This is a genomic window from Sphingobacterium sp. R2 (genome assembly GCF_040760075.1).
In the GTDB taxonomy this organism is placed as follows: Bacteria; Bacteroidota; Bacteroidia; order Sphingobacteriales; family Sphingobacteriaceae; genus Sphingobacterium.
Map to the genome: position 1 here is coordinate 4,094,357 of NZ_CP142884.1, position 15,891 is coordinate 4,110,247.

The following is a 15,891-nucleotide window of genomic DNA, read 5'->3' on the forward strand; positions in this document are numbered from 1 at the left end:
ATAGACAATCCCAAAACCGGTTAATTACCCGATTTCAATTCAATGAGCGGCGTGATCCGTTCTAATATATCAAATGCCACCTCTGCCATTTTATTACCTTTGTTGTCCAATAACGGATTAACTTCAACAATTTCAAAACAAATCACCTTTCCAGATCGGATGATCTCTTCTAAAATCAACACAATCTCCCTTGGCAAAAACCCCTTAGGTACTGGTGTTCCCGTGCCATCCGAGATCAATTCACTATCCATACTATCCACATCAAAAGAGATATATACCATATCACATGCTTCCAGGATTTCCAATGCTTCAGCCACACAGTCGGTTATTCCCCGCTGTCTCGTATCTTCCACACGATAGTTCTTAATGCCAAGTCGTTCAATGAGCAGATCTTCCGGTTCTTCCGTATCCCTCACACCAAAATAAATTAAATGACTGGACTGTATTTTACCTACCGGGCCAGCTATTCGTTTTAATTTATTCCAAAATTCTTGTGTCGATTCGTCTATTTCATTGATTTTGCATGGCAAATTATCCTCATTCAACATCGCCGCTAAAGGCATTCCATGCATATTGCCTGAGGGTGTTGTATAGGGAGAATGAATATCGGCATGGGCATCTACCCAGACCACGCCAAGTTGTTTATCAGGATAAGCGGACTTTATACCACTAATGGTCCCCATTGCAGAGGAATGATCCCCTGAAAACACCAATGGAAAATTGCCGCAAGATAAGCTATCTTCGACGGTGGAAGCTACTTGTTTGCATTGTTCATAAATCTGCTGAATATGTTTTGCAAAAGGATGATGATCATTTTGATAAATGGAGCTATTTCGAGTGGGCACATCAACAAATGGATAGTTAATGAAATACTGACTTCCTTTATTAATTGCAGCTATCTCGATGGCGTCGATGCCCAGATCTGACCCCCTAGTCCCTGCTCCGATATCCGACCTGTTTTTGATCAATTCAATCATTCTCTCCATACACTATTTAAAATTAGTCAACGATCGCTCAATGATTTCTAGGCAAGTCTCCACCTGCTCTTTTGTAATAACCAAAGGCGGAGCCAACCGAATTTTGTTACCATGTGTAGGCTTCGCTAAAAGTCCATTTTCTTTAAATTTGAGACAGATATTCCAGGCCAAATCACTTTCTTCATCCGCATCAATTACAATGGCTGTCAAGAGCCCCTTCCCGCGCACTTCTGTAATTAACGTACACTTGGCAGCAATCCGACGCAATCCATCCAAAAACAATGTCCCCATCTTAAACGCCCGTTGCGTCAAATTTTCATCCCGCACAACATTTAGCGCTTCCATAGCTACTGCACAGGCTAATGGATTCCCGCCATAGGTAGAACCATGTTCGCCCGGTTTAATACACAACATAATGGAATCATTTGCCAACACTGCCGATACCGGAAATACACCGCCAGATAAAGCTTTGCCCAAAATCAAAACATCTGGTTTACTATCGCTATGCTCATCTTCAATATTATAGGACGCCAACATACTTCCTGTCCGAGCAATACCCGTTTGAATTTCGTCTGCAATAAACAAGACGTTGTATGCTGTACATAATTTTCTAACTCGCTTTAGATAATCCTCATCCGGAACGACAATACCCGCTTCGCCCTGAATCGGCTCAACAATAAAACCGGCAATATTTTTATCTGCTTTAAATAACTGTTCTAGCGCATCAACATCGTTATACGGAACGAGTACTATGCCTTCTAAAAAGGGGCCAAATTCATGTGTTGCTGTATTATCATTCGATGCGGATATAACAGAGATTGTCCTGCCATGAAAATTATCCTTGGCAAAGACAATTTTCGCTTGATTAGGTACTATACCTTTTACTTGGTAAGCCCATTTACGGCAAAGCTTCATTGCTGTTTCTACCGCTTCTACTCCCGAATTCATCACTAATGCCTTATCGAATCCGAATAGTTGACAGAGCATTTCCTCAAAATCACCCAATTTATTATTATAGAATGCTCTGGAAGTGAGTGTCAATTGCTCAGCCTGTTCTTTTAAGGCATGAATTATTCTTGGATGACAGTGTCCCTGATTGACTGCAGAATATGCGGAAAGGAAATCAAAATAGGCCCTTCCATCCACATCCCACACCAAGACGCCTTCAGCGCGCTCCAATACGACTGGAAGAGGATGATAATTGTGCGCTCCGTATTTTTCTTCTTTGGCAATGAATAAATCGCCCTTACCGTGTTTAACAACTGTACTCATAATTCAGATTTTTTAAATAAAAACAAATATACAAATTCACTATTTTATTATTAAAAAAAATAAATTTTACACTAAATTAGCGCTAAAATAGTAAAATCACCTTTTAAACGGATAAAAAAATGAATAGTATTGATGAATTCGACCGCCAGATTTTGAAATATTTAGAACAAGATGGACGAATGGCCTACTCTGCGATAGCGACTGCTATGGGAGTTTCCAATACCATGATTCATCAACGAATCATCCGCTTGACGGAGCAAGGAATACTGGCCGGTATAAAGCCTGTATTAAATGAAAAAAAGCTAGGCTATGATTGGGGTGCTTTTACAGGGTTAAGTTTAGAAAAAGACCATGATTCGAGCCGAATTATTGAAGAACTTAAGAAAATACCAGAAGTTACAGAATGCTATTACATTACGGGCAATTACACGCTATATGTAAAAATTATTGCTAAGAACCACGAACATATGCGACAATTGCTGTATGAAAAAATTGACAGCATTCCTGGGATTGCAAAAACGGATTCGATCATTGAATTAGGCTGTGCTTTCAAACGTAATATGATATTTTAATTACGAAGAGATAGCTACGGGATCCTGAAGATAAATTTCAGGGTCTCCACATTACCTACCAATATTCGCCAATTCTTCTTCAGTCCAGTAGATCAATTCTCGCAATACATATACATTTTCATAGCTTCCTAACCCATCAATGTATTCCCATAAATCACCTTCAACCTTTACTGGCCTTCCATGATGAATGAGGTCATATCCATTATCCAACCAATTTTGTACCTGCTCTTTATCCATCTTTATAAAAACTTATTGTTAGTAATCTCAACATGTCTCTATCAAATATAATGTATTTTACTATGGCTACCAAGTAAACTAAAATTTCAGTTTACTTTTTAAATACTCGCTTTCGCAACTCAACGAGTTGTCGGGTTAATTGACGAATTTCAAAAATAAAAAGGTATCTTCGTATAACATCATATATAATTATTATGGCAGATTTTTTTTATGTTGGACGCGAAGGTGAAGATGAATTACTCGAACTTGTAGCTGTATCGACCATCCAATCCCTTCTATATTTCCAGGATGCAGATCAAGAGGATTTTACGACGATAAAAACCGCTCTAGATCAAAATTTTATTGTCGAGGAAGATCTTATTACAGTGGCAGATACACTCCGATTGGATCAATCCATTGTTCGTTTTACTCCTGGAAAACCCAATTACAGAGATTGATACGGTGTCATCAGAGCAAATCACGCTGAGCAAGACAATTCATTCAACTTTATTATCAACGAAATAACGAACAGAAACAATGAAGGTAGTTTTAATTGGTGGTTCAGGTGCTACAGGAAGGGCGCTTGTTCAATTGATGATGAAATATGACAAAATTACAGAAATTGTTGTTTTATTACGGCGCATCTCTTTCGAGGAGCATACCAAATTAAAACAGGTCATCGTTGATTTTGATCATTTAACTGACTTTGAACAACACATTCAGGGCGATGTTGGTATTTCATGTCTTGGCACCACATTAAAGGATGCAGGAAGTAAAGAAGCACAATGGAAAATCGATCACGATCTTAATTTGCAATTCGCAGCATTGGCAAAGAAAAATGGTCTTTCTACCTTTATCTTGTTGTCGGCTGTACACGCTGATCCCACATCGAAATTTTTCTACAACCGCATGAAAGGGAGCCTTGAGCAAGATGTTAAGGCCCTTAATTTCAATAGACTTATTATAGTACAGCCAGGCGCACTGATCCGGCCGAATACCGATCGCCTTGGTGAAAAAGCTGCGATAACTGCGCTTCGTATCTTCAATAAGATAGGCTTGTTAAAAGCATACCAGGCGTTGTCTGTAGTGCAGGTTTCAAATGCCATGTTACAAGCGATCAACCACTATATGGAAGGCAATCATACGCTAACCGTAGAAGAAATTAAGGAATTAGCGACAGAAACCATTGGATAGTTAGAAGCCACTTTATTTCTGCTAACTGAAAAACTTGGATAAATTACAAATTGGTCTAAACAAAACAATCCCCAAGAATATCTTGGGGATTGTCTGAGCCTCTTATCGGGATCGAACCAATGACCTACTGATTACAAGTCAGTTGCTCTACCAGCTGAGCTAAAGAGGCTTTCAATTGAATTTTAATGAGTGTCGCTCAAGGAGCCTCTTATCGGAATCGAACCAATGACCTACTGATTACAAGTCAGTTGCTCTACCAGCTGAGCTAAAGAGGCTTTTTAAAGAAGTTTCAATGCTTGTGGCATAAATAGAGCCTCTTATCGGGATCGAACCAATGACCTACTGATTACAAGTCAGTTGCTCTACCAGCTGAGCTAAAGAGGCGTTACTTCTTTTCAATCTTAATTACGGCTCACCGTTTTAAGATGTTGCAAATATCGAAACCCTACATCAAAATTGCAAGTCAAAAACAAGAATTTTCTACAGCAGCAAGGCAAATATTTAAAAATCAAGCGCATTATTTTTAAGGACTGAAAATTTGTCATGATTCAACAAATAATATTGCCATTTTTTCCGAAATGTAGTTAAAAACCCAACTGGCACTTCAATTGTTATAATCCAACATATCAACAAAACTTTAATTAAGACAATAAAATGAATTTTAACAATTATACAATCAAAGCGCAAGAGGCCATACAAAAGGCGTCTGAAATTGCTGCTGGCCATCAGCAACAGGCGATTGAGACAGCGCATATTTTAAAAGCTTTACTCGCTGTGGATGAAAACGTTGTCAGCCACTTATTGAAAAAATTAAATGTTAACATCAGCTATCTTGGAACTGAACTTGACAAACAAGTTGAGGGTTTTCCTAAAGTTAGCGGTAGTAATATTTATTTAAGTAGTGAGGCAAATAATGCGTTGCAGAAAGCACAAGGTTATTTAAAGGAATTTAATGATGAGTTTGTGTCTGTTGAGCACCTATTGCTCGGTATCTTGGCAAGTTCCGATAAGACATCAACTTTACTAAAATCACAGGGTGTTACTGAAAAAGATCTGAAGACAGCTATCAAAGAGTTACGTGGAAATAGTCGAGTAACCGATCAGAATGCTGAAGCCACCTACAATGCGCTAGGAAAATATGCACGAAATTTAAATGAATATGCGGAGTCAGGAAAGCTGGATCCAGTTATCGGTCGTGATGAGGAAATCAGACGCGTGATGCAAATCCTCTCCCGCCGCACCAAAAACAACCCAATACTTGTTGGTGAACCTGGGGTTGGTAAGACGGCTATTGCAGAAGGCATCGCTTACCGAATTATCAAAGGCGATGCACCCGAAAATTTAAAATCTAAAACTGTTTTTTCTTTGGATATGGGTGCGTTGGTTGCCGGAGCAAAATACAAAGGTGAATTTGAAGAACGTTTAAAAGCGGTTGTAAAGGAAGTTACAGATTCCAACGGAGACATTATACTATTTATCGATGAAATACACACATTAGTAGGCGCAGGTGGCGGTGAAGGTGCGATGGATGCGGCTAATATCCTCAAGCCAGCATTGGCAAGAGGTGAATTGCGTGCTATTGGTGCTACAACGCTGAATGAATACCAAAAATACTTTGAGAAAGATAAAGCACTGGAACGTAGATTCCAAAAAGTTATGGTGGAAGAACCGGATACCCAAGATGCAATTTCCATCCTCAGGGGCTTAAAAGAACGATACGAAACGCACCATAAAGTACGCATCCTGGATGAATCAATTATCGCAGCAGTGGAATTATCGCAGCGCTATATTGCCGATCGCTTTTTACCGGATAAAGCAATTGACTTGATTGATGAAGCTGCATCTAAACTACGGCTTGAAATGGACTCCGTACCGGAGGCAGTGGACGAGCTTGAACGACGCATCATGCAGTTGGAAATTGAGCGAGAGGCTTTGAAGCGTGAAAATGACGACAAAAAAGTTGCAGAGCTTTCCGAAAGTATCGCTAATCTATCTGCAGAGCGCGATACCCTGAGAGCTTCTTGGCAAGAAGAAAAAAGCCTTGTTGACAATGTAAACCAAGAGATCGAGAACATTGAGAATTTTAAGCTCGAAGCTGAACAGGCAGAGCGCTCCGGGGACTACGGAAAGGTGGCCGAACTTCGTTATGGACGAATCAAAGAAGCACAAGAAAAGGTCGACAGGTTAAAGGCGGAACTTGCAGAAAAGCAAGAAAGCAAGCGGATGCTTAAAGAAGAAGTTACCTCTGAAGATATCGCAGATGTGGTCGCCAAATGGACTGGAATACCTGTGAGTAAGATGATCCAGTCCGAACGAGAGAAGTTATTAAATCTAGAAGAAGAACTGCATAAACGTGTTGCAGGTCAAGACGAGGCTATTGAAGCAATTTCCGACGCAATTCGTCGGTCACGCGCAGGTCTCAATGATGCGAAACGACCAATAGGATCTTTTATATTTCTCGGTACTACTGGAGTCGGAAAGACCGAGCTTGCAAAAGCGCTCGCCGAATTTCTATTTGATGACGAGCAATCGATGGTTCGTATTGATATGTCGGAATATCAAGAAAGGCATGCCGTATCACGTTTAATAGGTGCGCCTCCGGGATATGTAGGTTATGATGAAGGCGGACAGTTGACAGAGGCCGTGCGAAGAAGGCCCTACTCTGTGGTGTTATTAGATGAAATTGAAAAGGCGCATCCCGATGTATTTAATATTTTACTTCAGGTATTGGATGATGGGCACCTCACAGACAACAAGGGCCGTACGGTGAACTTTAAAAATACAATTATCATCATGACATCAAATACAGGTTCGGCCATTATACAAGAGAATTTCAGTCACTTGACCGACGATAATAGGGATGAAATTGTTGCTAAAACACGAAACGAGGTATTTGATGTTTTGAAACAGTCGATTCGTCCTGAGTTTTTGAACCGAATTGATGAGGTGATCATGTTTACACCACTGAGCCGTAACGAAATTGGAGACATTGTCCGTTTACAATTTGCCCATGTGCAAAGACAGTTAGCCGAACAGAATATATTTATTACAGCTTCTGATGAAGCGATGGATTGGTTAGCGCAACTCGGTTATGATCCTATTTATGGAGCACGACCGCTAAAACGTGTCATTCAAAAAAGGATTTTAAACGAACTGTCAAAGGAGATTTTATCCGGAAAAGTAAGTCGCGATTCCAATATCCGCCTGGATGTATTCGATGGTAAATTTGTCTTTATCAACAAAAATGAGTAATTAAACAAGAACGCCCGACAAAATAATCGGGCGTTCTCGTTTAATATATACTATTTAAATTTTCACACCTAAGACTTTTAGCAGCTTATTTACGTCCTCTTCGCCATCTAAATGCTGCATGAGTAGCTTCGTCCTCGCATCGTAAATATACAATGAAGGGTAGTTACTAGGTTTAAACTTTTCGATGAACTGCGTACCGCTATCAAATAAGAATTTAACATTTGAGGCATTTTTCAAGGCCTTTGCATGCATGTTAACGAATCCATCGACATATTGTTTATCATTCATCGAAATAAAGTAAAATGATGTATTTTTTAATTTGGTCAAATTTTGCGCAATACCAGCACCCATTTTTTGACAGTGTCCGCAACCGGGGTCATAAAAATTCAAAACGATATATCCAGATTTTGGAAGTTTATCAGAATCAAATTTGCCGGTTTGATAGACCTCGTCGAATGTAAACGGCGGAAGTGTTTTGGGAGCCTGCGCAAAGGCTGGTTGAAACAAAAAAGAAATACTGACAAAAATTAGGGAATAGAGAAATTTCATGTTAAAAAATTTTAAACCAATAGTAACCGTTCAATTAATTTCGATTAATAATACTTAAAAATATGGTTTATTCGACTATTGTTTTAGTTTTTTTACAAAAATTCCGTAAGTTTGGGCTAATTTTTAAATCGATCAAATCTAATTAATATTCATCAATCGTGAAAAAAAGAATTGCTATTTTTGCTTCAGGTTCAGGCTCCAATGCGCAAAAAATAATGGAACATTTCAAGTATTCGGACGAAGCTGAGGTCGCCTTGATTCTATCCAATAATCCAGATGCTTACGTTATTCAACGAGCCGATAATTTCGAAATACCTGCACATATTTTTGATCGTGAGGAATTTTACAACACCGACAATGTTGTGAATATTCTTAAAAACTTAAATATTGATCTGATCGTGTTAGCTGGTTTTTTATGGCTTGTGCCCAATAATCTTCTGAAAGCTTTTCCAAATCAAATCATTAATATTCATCCCGCTCTGCTACCAAAATACGGGGGTAAAGGGATGTATGGCGACCATGTTCATCGGGCTGTTCTAGCAAATAAAGAAGAAGAGCACGGGATTACAATTCACTTCGCGAATGAGCATTTCGATGAGGGAGAAATTATCTATCAAGCACGGTTCAAAGTTGACTCAAATGATACCCTTGACACCATAAAATTTAAAGGGCAGCAACTGGAACATCAACATTTCCCAAAAGTCATTGAAAATCTCATCAAAAAAATGTAAAAACGACGCTATTATTTAGAACTGTTTTAAACAAATCGTAACTTTGTGGCATGAACGAAATTATTGAAACTGCGATAGAGTCAGATGAGTCGGAAAGTAAAGGTGGTTTGTTTCTGTTTAGAAACACTGCAATGAACCCATTTTCTGACTTTTCCTGCGCCTGCTTTAAAAAGTGTTGCAAAAAATACAAAGAAGGTAAACGCTGTAAGAAATGTCCCGGTCGGAAAAAATAGTGTATTGTGGCATTATTTCTCCTGATAATCCAAATCTTTATCAAAACTTTCTTCTAACTGGGTTAGTGAATAAATTGCTATTCCCGAAAGAAGTAAAACCATTGTAATCGCTGCTGGTGCAATTCCAAGCGCGTTGACCAAATACCCATAAAGCATAGTGGAGGGAATGAGTGCACCTCGCACAAAATTTGGTGCCGTTGTTGCAACAGTAGCGCGGAGATTCGTGCCAAATTGTTCCGCTGAAATCGTTACAAAAGTAGCCCAATACCCCACTCCTAATCCCATAATAAAAGCAAGAGTTAAGAACTTTGTAGCTGTGATACCATTACTCAGCAAATACACGAGGGAACTTCCGATGATAACTAACTGACAAATGAAGACCACTTTTTTACGGGATTTTAAAACTTGCGCAAATACTCCGGCTAGTACATCCCCGATAGAAATACCAATATAGGTAAACATTACCCCCTGGCCGGCGCTTAGTGTATCGATAGCACCTAAAGCAACTCCTATTTCAGGAGCTTGTGTAACCAAAACACCCACAACAAACCAAATAGGAAGACCGATGCATAGGCAATTGATATACCTTTTTAAACGGCTTCTATCGGTAAAAAGCATCCGGATATCTCCTCTCTTGATATCCGATTCATTTTGCTCTTGAAACAAACCTGACTCAAAAGATCCAATACGCAAGAGTAATAACAGCAGGCCCATTCCCCCACCGACAAAGTAAGCTGTCCGCCAATCAAACTCCTCCGACACAAAATAGGCTAATACCGCTCCTATAACACCCACAGCAGCAACTAACATAGTGCCATAACCACGTTTTGATTTATGCATGCTTTCGGAAACCAGCGTAATTCCAGCCCCTAATTCCCCGGCCAAACCAATACCCGCTATAAAACGGATAATACCATAGATCAGTACATCCTGTACGAAGCCATTTGCAATATTTGCCAAGGAATATAAAAGAATCGATCCGAATAGTACTTTTAAACGCCCAAATTTATCGCCGATAATCCCCCAGATAATTCCCCCCAATAGCAAACCTCCCATTTGCATATTTAATACAAATTCACCTTGAACACGCATATCCGCTGCTGGAACGCCAATATCAGTGAAGGACTGAATACGGACAATGGAGAAAATTACTAAATCATAAATATCGACGAAGTAGCCCAATGAAGCGATCATAATGAGTAACCATACTTTTCTGTCGGCTTGTTTTCCTTTTATTTCGGACATTTTAGGTTTCTTTAAGTTGTAAAAATACCATAGTGGAGCTATAAAACCAAGATTTCAAACAATAATCCGACACATTGTTCTATTTTTGTATCATGAGATATAGTCCACTTGCCTTAACATGGCTATTACGCATTTACCCCCCTTTTCTATTTCAGGGGATATGGGTAAAAAAAATTAGCCCTGGCTTTCAGGGTGCCAAAGTAAAAATTTATAAGACACCCTTCAATATCAATACCAACAAAACATTATTCGGAGGAACGATATTTTCTGCAGCCGACCCGATCTTTCCTATCCTAATTGATCAATACCTTCAAAAAATCGGTTTTAAGAAAACTGTAGCTTGGTTAAAATCATCGCAAATCGTTTTTAAAAAGCCAGGTAAAACGAGTGTAGAGTATAGTGTGGAGCTTTCCGATGAAATTCTTGAAGAATGTGCACATACCATCCGAACAAAAGGTCGGGTAGTAAAAGACTTTTCATTAGAAATTAAAGACAAATCCGGCGACCTGTGCGCTACTGTACGTTGCGAAACCTATATTCGTGACTTGAATTTTACATTCCCTTCGAGAAATCGAAATGTTGAGCCATAAGAAATTAATATCTTTGTCAAATTACCAAAAGATAACAACATGAATAAAATCGCGTTTCTAGCTATCGCATCGTTGGCAATAGCAGCATGTGGAACTCAGGGGAATGGTGAAACGACAGTGAAGGCCTTACAGGATTCAACAATTAAAATACATGACGAGATCATGCCTCAAATTGCTCATTTCGACCGCGATGCTGTCAAGATAGATTCAATTTTGGACAATTTAAAAGCTATGAAGACAGCTAAACCTGATCTGGATACGAGTTCAACGAGAAAAGAGCTCAGTATTTTGAAAGCTAATTTAGAGAGCGCTACAGAACATATGATGGACTGGATGAAGGGATATAATCCTGATTCTACAGATGTTAAATATTTTGAAACGGAACTTCAAAAGGTAAGTGATATGAAAAAGATATTCGATAATGTTTCGAAAGAGAGCCACGAAAAATTAAAGAGTTTTTAAACGAATACATTCCATTTGAATAAGCCCGACATTTGACAGCATGAACATTCGCGTGTTCGCAAAAAAATGATCAAGCTTAAAAAAAAGAGTAGACTCATGAGATACATAACTAAATTTTACTCCGCAGCTTGCCTTTTACTTGGTTTATTTTCCTGCAAAAACAATAACCAGACAACTTTACCCATCTATGGCGAAAGAGAAGCTATAGAAAAAACAGTAGACGGAAAAACAATTGTAGATACACTTTATCATACTATTCCGGCATTTAATCTGCTTAATCAAGACAGTGTAGTGATATCAGATAAGGATTTTGAAGGGAAGGTATATATTGCCAATTTTTTCTTTACGCATTGTCCGAGTATCTGTCCGACGATGAACCGCAACCTATTAAAAATATATCAACAATATAGGGATAATGAGGAAGTTCGCTTTTTATCACATAGTATCGACTTTAAATACGATCAACCTTATGTGTTGAAAGATTATGCGACAAAATTGGGCGTTACCAATAATCATTGGCAATTTGTTTCGGGAACTAAAGCCGAGATATATGGTCTAGCCAATCAATACCTGGTCTATACAGCCGAAGATAAGAACGCACCTGGTGGCTATGATCATCAGGGATATCTGGTCTTAATAGATAAAGACAAAAGAATTCGAGGAGCCTATGATGGTACCAATGATGAGCAGGTGAAAAAACTAATGAATGACTTACCGCTTCTATTGAGCGAGAGTAAAAAGTAACATGCGTACCCTCTTAACAACCGTCGTAACCATTGGTGTGATCTTATCAACATGGATAGGCTGTCAGCATGAAGTTGATATCAAAACAGCACAGTATGCAGTCAATGGCCAAAAAGTATATCGGACACATTGCCAAAATTGTCACGGGGATAACGGTGAAGGATTGGGCAATCTCTATCCCCCATTAACTGACACTACATTTCTTCAAAAAAACAGCGATCAACTAGCTTGTATCATCAAGTACGGCATTTCAGGGGAACTTGAAGTTGCAGGTAAAAAGTTTAACAATACGATGCCTGCCTCAAACCTTTCTTCAATCGATATCGCTTATGTGTTGACCTACATTAATACTAAAATTAACAAAGGGAAACAGATTTATTCCCTAGAAGAGGTCGATAAGAACTTAAAAAAATGCAATTAAAGGAAGCGGCGGTTAGATCAAAAACGCCGCTTCTTTTTTTAAGCCATTGCCAACTTTCTAAGCCATTTCCAACCCACCTATTGCCTATACACCAGGCTGATATTAACCATGAATTTGCTGTTGTTTGATACGGATCAGCAGGCTAACGCAAAAAATAAAAAACAATTTTATTTATTTTCTCTTATTGTATTATTGATCCAAAGTTTTTGATTTTTGATTTATTGATTTATAACAATATTCTGACATTTTGGAACTAAATTAATCGCTAATTTTGCAACCGAATGAACGTTCGATTGATGAATTATAATGAAAAAATTGCAGCTGTATTGGCCAGTACGCTAAAGCTGATACAGACCAACGGCTTCCATGGAACGCCGATGAGTAAAATCGCACAAGACTCTGATGTAGCTATAGGAACTATCTACCATTATTTCCCTTCAAAAGATGATCTGATCTTTGCGCTGTTCAAACACTGTAGAACACTGTTAAATGATTATATTTTTGATGGTATAAGAGATGATTTCGAGTATAGAGATTCATTTTTTCATATTTGGCGCAATTTTGTCAAATTCTATCTCGAGAATGGGCCCATCTTCAGTTTTTTTGAGCAATTTTTTTCGTCCCCTTACTACGAAAAAAATAAAGCGGAGATACAAGAGCCCTTGGGCGGGCAAAATAAAGTTGTCGACTTCCTGCAAGAGGGTATCGATCGGAAAATTTTAAAGCAGGTAGATGTCCATCTGTTAGTGGCCAGTTACATCGGAGTGGCATTATCGACGGTACATAGTATCAAATTCAAAGATCTGAGTTTTTCTGAACAAAATGTTGATATACTGGTGGGGATTATTTGGGACGGAGCTATTAATAAAGAAAATAATAATTAATTACATATATGAAGTTTAATAAAATCGTTTATTCTTTAGCGACCCTTTCGCTTCTGAGTAATACAGGATTTGCACAACAGCAACCTGAAAGCTTGCCGCCAAATGCGACACTTCAGCAGCTGATAGATTATGCTTTACGGAATAAAATTTCGATTAAGCAAGCCGAGCTTGATGAAACCATCGGGGAAAGAGATATTGATATTTCACTTTCTGGTTGGTATCCGCAGCTGGGTTTAACCGGCAATTTCAATCACAACGTCAAATTGCCGACGATGTTCTTTAATGGTGCTAATATCCCTCTGGGAACTAAAAATAGTAGTGCATTAACGTTGCAGGCTGACCAACAAATTCTAAACCCGGCGTTAATGCAAGCCAAAAAAGGGGCTGACCTGCTTCGGCTAAGTAACAGACAAAATACCGAAAGTCAGAAAATCGACGCCGTTGTCGATGTCAGCAAAGCTTATTACGACATTTTGACTTCGGAAGAACAAATTAAAATTGTTCAGGAAAACATCGCCCGCCTCCAAAAGCAATACAATGATTCACATGTACGTTATGAAGTTGGTGTGGTGGATAAGACCGATTACAAGCGTGCACAGATCGCCTTGGCTAATGCCAAAGCTGACGAAAAGCGTACCGTAGAGATGCGCAAATATAAATATGACTATTTAAAACAGCTTTTGGCATTAGATAAAAGTCAAAACTTGACCTTATCTTTCAATAACGCTGATATGGAAAGTCAAATCTTATTGGATACGACCTCCGGATTGAATGTGACCAATCGCATTGAATTTCAACAATTACAGACTTCCAAAAAGATTCAACAATTAAACACGCAATATTATAAGTGGACTTATCTTCCAAACATCAGTGCTTTCTATAATTACGCATTTAACTACAGAAACAACAGTTTTGGAAAGTTGTACAATGATAATATTCCTAGTTCGGTTGCAGGTTTAAATCTATCGCTCCCTATTTTTCAAGGATTTAAGCGTAAAAATCAAATCAATAAATCCAGACTTCAGGAAGAGCGCATTGATTGGGATATTAAGAACTTAGAGACTTCGGTCAATACGCAATATTCAATGGCACGTGCCACTTATAATGCCAATCTAAGTGACTGGAAAACTGCCCAGGAAAATGTTACACTCTCCAAAGAAGTTTATGAGACAATCAAACTACAATATGATGAGGGGATCAAAACATATCTGGATTTGATGACAGCTGAGACTGATTTAAAGACAACACAACTGAATTATTTGAATGCGCTCTATGCCTTGTTGGCGAGTAAGCTTGATGTGCAAAAAGCTATCGGATCAATTCAAACAAATTAATCAATTAAAAAGGAAACTAATACATATCATGAATAAAAGACAATTATTATTCGCTTTCTTCCTAGGGACAGCTTTAGTATGGACCTCTTGTGGAAATAAAGATGCTAAAAAGCAAGGGCCGCCACAGGCGCAAGCCGAGAAAGTCGTTCCAGTTACTTTCGGTGTAGCATCGCATGAGATTGTAACAGGTACAATAAGCTATCCTGCGACAGTTAAACCGCTGAATGAAGCAGACTTATTTGCAGAAGTGAGCGGTTATATCACCAAAATATATGTCTCAGATGGCGCAGCAGTTACGAAAGGACAAGCGCTTTATGAAATTGATGGTACACGCTATAATGCTGCGGTTCAACAGGCTAAAGCTAGCCTCCAAGTCGCACAGACAGAATTGGATCGCCAAAAAAGAGATTTAGGAAGATATCAAACATTGGCAGATAAGGATGCAATCGCAAAACAGACCTTTGATAATGCGCAATCAAGCGTTGCTGCTGCTCAAGCACAGGTAGAGTCTGCTCGCGCAGCACTACTCACAGCAAATACCAATTTATCACGATCGACTATTCGGGCTCCGTTTAGTGGCACTGTAGGAATATCACAGGTACGGTTGGGAGCTTTAGTGAATCCTGGTACTACCCTGTTGAACACCTTATCTTCTACAAGTCCAATTGCTGTAGAGTTTCAGGTAAATGAAAAGGACATTAGCAAATTTAGCCAATTACAAAGTAGCCGTTCGTCTTCCGATCTTTCGCTTATGCTACCCAATGGAAGCACTTATGAGGGCAAAGGAACGATCACAACCATTGACCGGGCAGTCGATCCTGCAACTGGAACGATCAAAGTACGGGCGACATTTCCGAACAATGCCAATGAACTGCGTGCAGGTATGAATATCACCATGAATGTATCAACAACCTCTTCCAAAGAAGAAATTGTTGTTCCCTACAAAGCGGTATTTGAGCAGTTAGGTGTTTTCAATATATATACCGTCAACGACAGCAGTAAAGCGGAGATACATCAAGTAAAACTGGGTATCAAAGCTGGCGACAAAATCGTGATCAAAGAAGGTGTCAAAGATGGCGAGAAAATTATCGTCGATGGCACTATGAATGTCCAAAATGGAGTTAAAGTAGTGGATGCTGCCGTGGCAGCTCAACAGGCTGCGAAAGGAGCTCCTCAGGGAAAATAACACCACTAATTTTTAAAGAGAATCTAAAA

The 15,891-nt window shown here is 39.0% G+C and carries 17 protein-coding genes and 3 tRNA genes; 12 read left to right on the forward strand and 8 right to left on the reverse strand.

Annotated features, from left to right (window positions below; translation table 11 throughout):
* Nucleotides 1–20: 20 nt before the first annotated feature.
* Nucleotides 21–986 carry an arginase gene (locus tag VXM68_RS17025; RefSeq protein ID WP_293957622.1) on the reverse strand — a complete coding sequence of 322 codons (966 nt, stop codon included), beginning with the start codon at nucleotides 984–986 and terminating at the stop codon, nucleotides 21–23.
* A 3-nt stretch (nucleotides 987–989) separates the two neighbouring features.
* On the reverse strand, nucleotides 990–2,249 hold the full coding sequence (gene rocD, locus VXM68_RS17030; protein WP_367209476.1) for an ornithine--oxo-acid transaminase: 1,260 nt from the start codon (nucleotides 2,247–2,249) through the stop codon (nucleotides 990–992).
* Between the two features lie 119 nt (nucleotides 2,250–2,368).
* On the opposite strand from rocD, the gene VXM68_RS17035 reads away from it, so the two are divergent.
* The gene (locus VXM68_RS17035) at nucleotides 2,369–2,821 is read left to right on the forward strand and encodes an Lrp/AsnC ligand binding domain-containing protein (protein ID WP_293957624.1); all 453 of its coding nucleotides are present in this window, start codon (nucleotides 2,369–2,371) and stop codon (nucleotides 2,819–2,821) included.
* 51 nt (nucleotides 2,822–2,872) lie between these two features.
* On the opposite strand, the gene VXM68_RS17040 is transcribed toward VXM68_RS17035, so the two are convergent.
* Nucleotides 2,873–3,058, reverse strand: a complete 186-nt coding sequence (locus VXM68_RS17040) for a hypothetical protein (protein WP_293957625.1) — start codon at nucleotides 3,056–3,058, stop codon at nucleotides 2,873–2,875.
* Nucleotides 3,059–3,252: 194 nt separating this feature from the next.
* Between VXM68_RS17040 and VXM68_RS17045 the strand changes: the two genes are divergently transcribed.
* Together VXM68_RS17045 and VXM68_RS17050 are read left to right on the forward strand one after the other, a co-directional pair.
* Nucleotides 3,253–3,495, forward strand: coding sequence for a hypothetical protein (locus VXM68_RS17045; RefSeq protein WP_293957626.1), 243 nt, complete (start codon nucleotides 3,253–3,255; stop codon nucleotides 3,493–3,495).
* A 79-nt stretch (nucleotides 3,496–3,574) separates the two neighbouring features.
* On the forward strand, nucleotides 3,575–4,231 hold the full coding sequence (locus VXM68_RS17050; protein ID WP_293957627.1) for an NAD(P)H-binding protein: 657 nt from the start codon (nucleotides 3,575–3,577) through the stop codon (nucleotides 4,229–4,231).
* Nucleotides 4,232–4,327: 96 nt separating this feature from the next.
* Here the strand turns inward: VXM68_RS17050 and VXM68_RS17055 are convergent.
* The 3 genes from VXM68_RS17055 to VXM68_RS17065 form a co-directional block, all read right to left on the reverse strand.
* Nucleotides 4,328–4,400: transfer RNA gene (locus VXM68_RS17055), tRNA-Thr, on the reverse strand.
* Between the two features lie 33 nt (nucleotides 4,401–4,433).
* Nucleotides 4,434–4,506, reverse strand: a tRNA-Thr gene (locus tag VXM68_RS17060).
* Nucleotides 4,507–4,542: 36 nt separating this feature from the next.
* Nucleotides 4,543–4,615: transfer RNA gene (locus VXM68_RS17065), tRNA-Thr, on the reverse strand.
* Nucleotides 4,616–4,885: 270 nt separating this feature from the next.
* On the opposite strand from VXM68_RS17065, the gene clpB reads away from it, so the two are divergent.
* Nucleotides 4,886–7,483, forward strand: coding sequence for an ATP-dependent chaperone ClpB (gene clpB, locus VXM68_RS17070; RefSeq protein WP_294188165.1), 2,598 nt, complete (start codon nucleotides 4,886–4,888; stop codon nucleotides 7,481–7,483).
* Nucleotides 7,484–7,537: 54 nt separating this feature from the next.
* Here the strand turns inward: clpB and VXM68_RS17075 are convergent, their stop codons facing one another.
* A complete protein-coding gene (locus VXM68_RS17075; RefSeq protein ID WP_367209477.1) occupies nucleotides 7,538–8,032 on the reverse strand; it encodes a peroxiredoxin family protein in 495 nt (164 codons plus the stop codon).
* Between the two features lie 158 nt (nucleotides 8,033–8,190).
* Here VXM68_RS17075 and purN point away from each other — a divergent pair, with 158 nt between their 5' ends.
* Nucleotides 8,191–8,763 (forward strand): phosphoribosylglycinamide formyltransferase, encoded by a 573-nt coding sequence (gene purN, locus VXM68_RS17080; RefSeq protein ID WP_293957630.1) that lies wholly within the window; start codon nucleotides 8,191–8,193, stop codon nucleotides 8,761–8,763.
* A gap of 245 nt (nucleotides 8,764–9,008) precedes the next feature.
* Here purN and VXM68_RS17085 read toward each other — a convergent pair whose 3' ends face one another.
* Entirely contained in the window at nucleotides 9,009–10,241 is a 1,233-nt protein-coding gene (locus tag VXM68_RS17085) for an MFS transporter (RefSeq protein ID WP_367209478.1), read from the reverse strand.
* A 92-nt stretch (nucleotides 10,242–10,333) separates the two neighbouring features.
* Here VXM68_RS17085 and VXM68_RS17090 point away from each other — a divergent pair, with 92 nt between their 5' ends.
* From VXM68_RS17090 to VXM68_RS17120, 7 genes are all read left to right on the forward strand, one after another.
* Nucleotides 10,334–10,831 (forward strand): DUF4442 domain-containing protein, encoded by a 498-nt coding sequence (locus tag VXM68_RS17090; RefSeq protein ID WP_294188172.1) that lies wholly within the window; start codon nucleotides 10,334–10,336, stop codon nucleotides 10,829–10,831.
* Nucleotides 10,832–10,870: 39 nt separating this feature from the next.
* On the forward strand, nucleotides 10,871–11,293 hold the full coding sequence (locus tag VXM68_RS17095) for a transposase (protein ID WP_367209479.1): 423 nt from the start codon (nucleotides 10,871–10,873) through the stop codon (nucleotides 11,291–11,293).
* Between the two features lie 96 nt (nucleotides 11,294–11,389).
* Nucleotides 11,390–12,037: an SCO family protein gene (locus tag VXM68_RS17100; protein WP_367209480.1), complete on the forward strand. Its 648-nt coding sequence runs from the start codon at nucleotides 11,390–11,392 to the stop codon at nucleotides 12,035–12,037.
* Between the two features lies 1 nt (nucleotide 12,038).
* Nucleotides 12,039–12,458 carry a cytochrome c gene (locus VXM68_RS17105; RefSeq protein ID WP_367209481.1) on the forward strand — a complete coding sequence of 140 codons (420 nt, stop codon included), beginning with the start codon at nucleotides 12,039–12,041 and terminating at the stop codon, nucleotides 12,456–12,458.
* 296 nt (nucleotides 12,459–12,754) lie between these two features.
* On the forward strand, nucleotides 12,755–13,342 hold the full coding sequence (locus VXM68_RS17110) for a TetR/AcrR family transcriptional regulator (protein WP_293957636.1): 588 nt from the start codon (nucleotides 12,755–12,757) through the stop codon (nucleotides 13,340–13,342).
* Nucleotides 13,343–13,350: 8 nt separating this feature from the next.
* Nucleotides 13,351–14,676: a TolC family protein gene (locus VXM68_RS17115; protein WP_367209482.1), complete on the forward strand. Its 1,326-nt coding sequence runs from the start codon at nucleotides 13,351–13,353 to the stop codon at nucleotides 14,674–14,676.
* A gap of 28 nt (nucleotides 14,677–14,704) precedes the next feature.
* Nucleotides 14,705–15,862: an efflux RND transporter periplasmic adaptor subunit gene (locus tag VXM68_RS17120; RefSeq protein ID WP_294188183.1), complete on the forward strand. Its 1,158-nt coding sequence runs from the start codon at nucleotides 14,705–14,707 to the stop codon at nucleotides 15,860–15,862.
* Nucleotides 15,863–15,891: the final 29 nt, after the last annotated feature.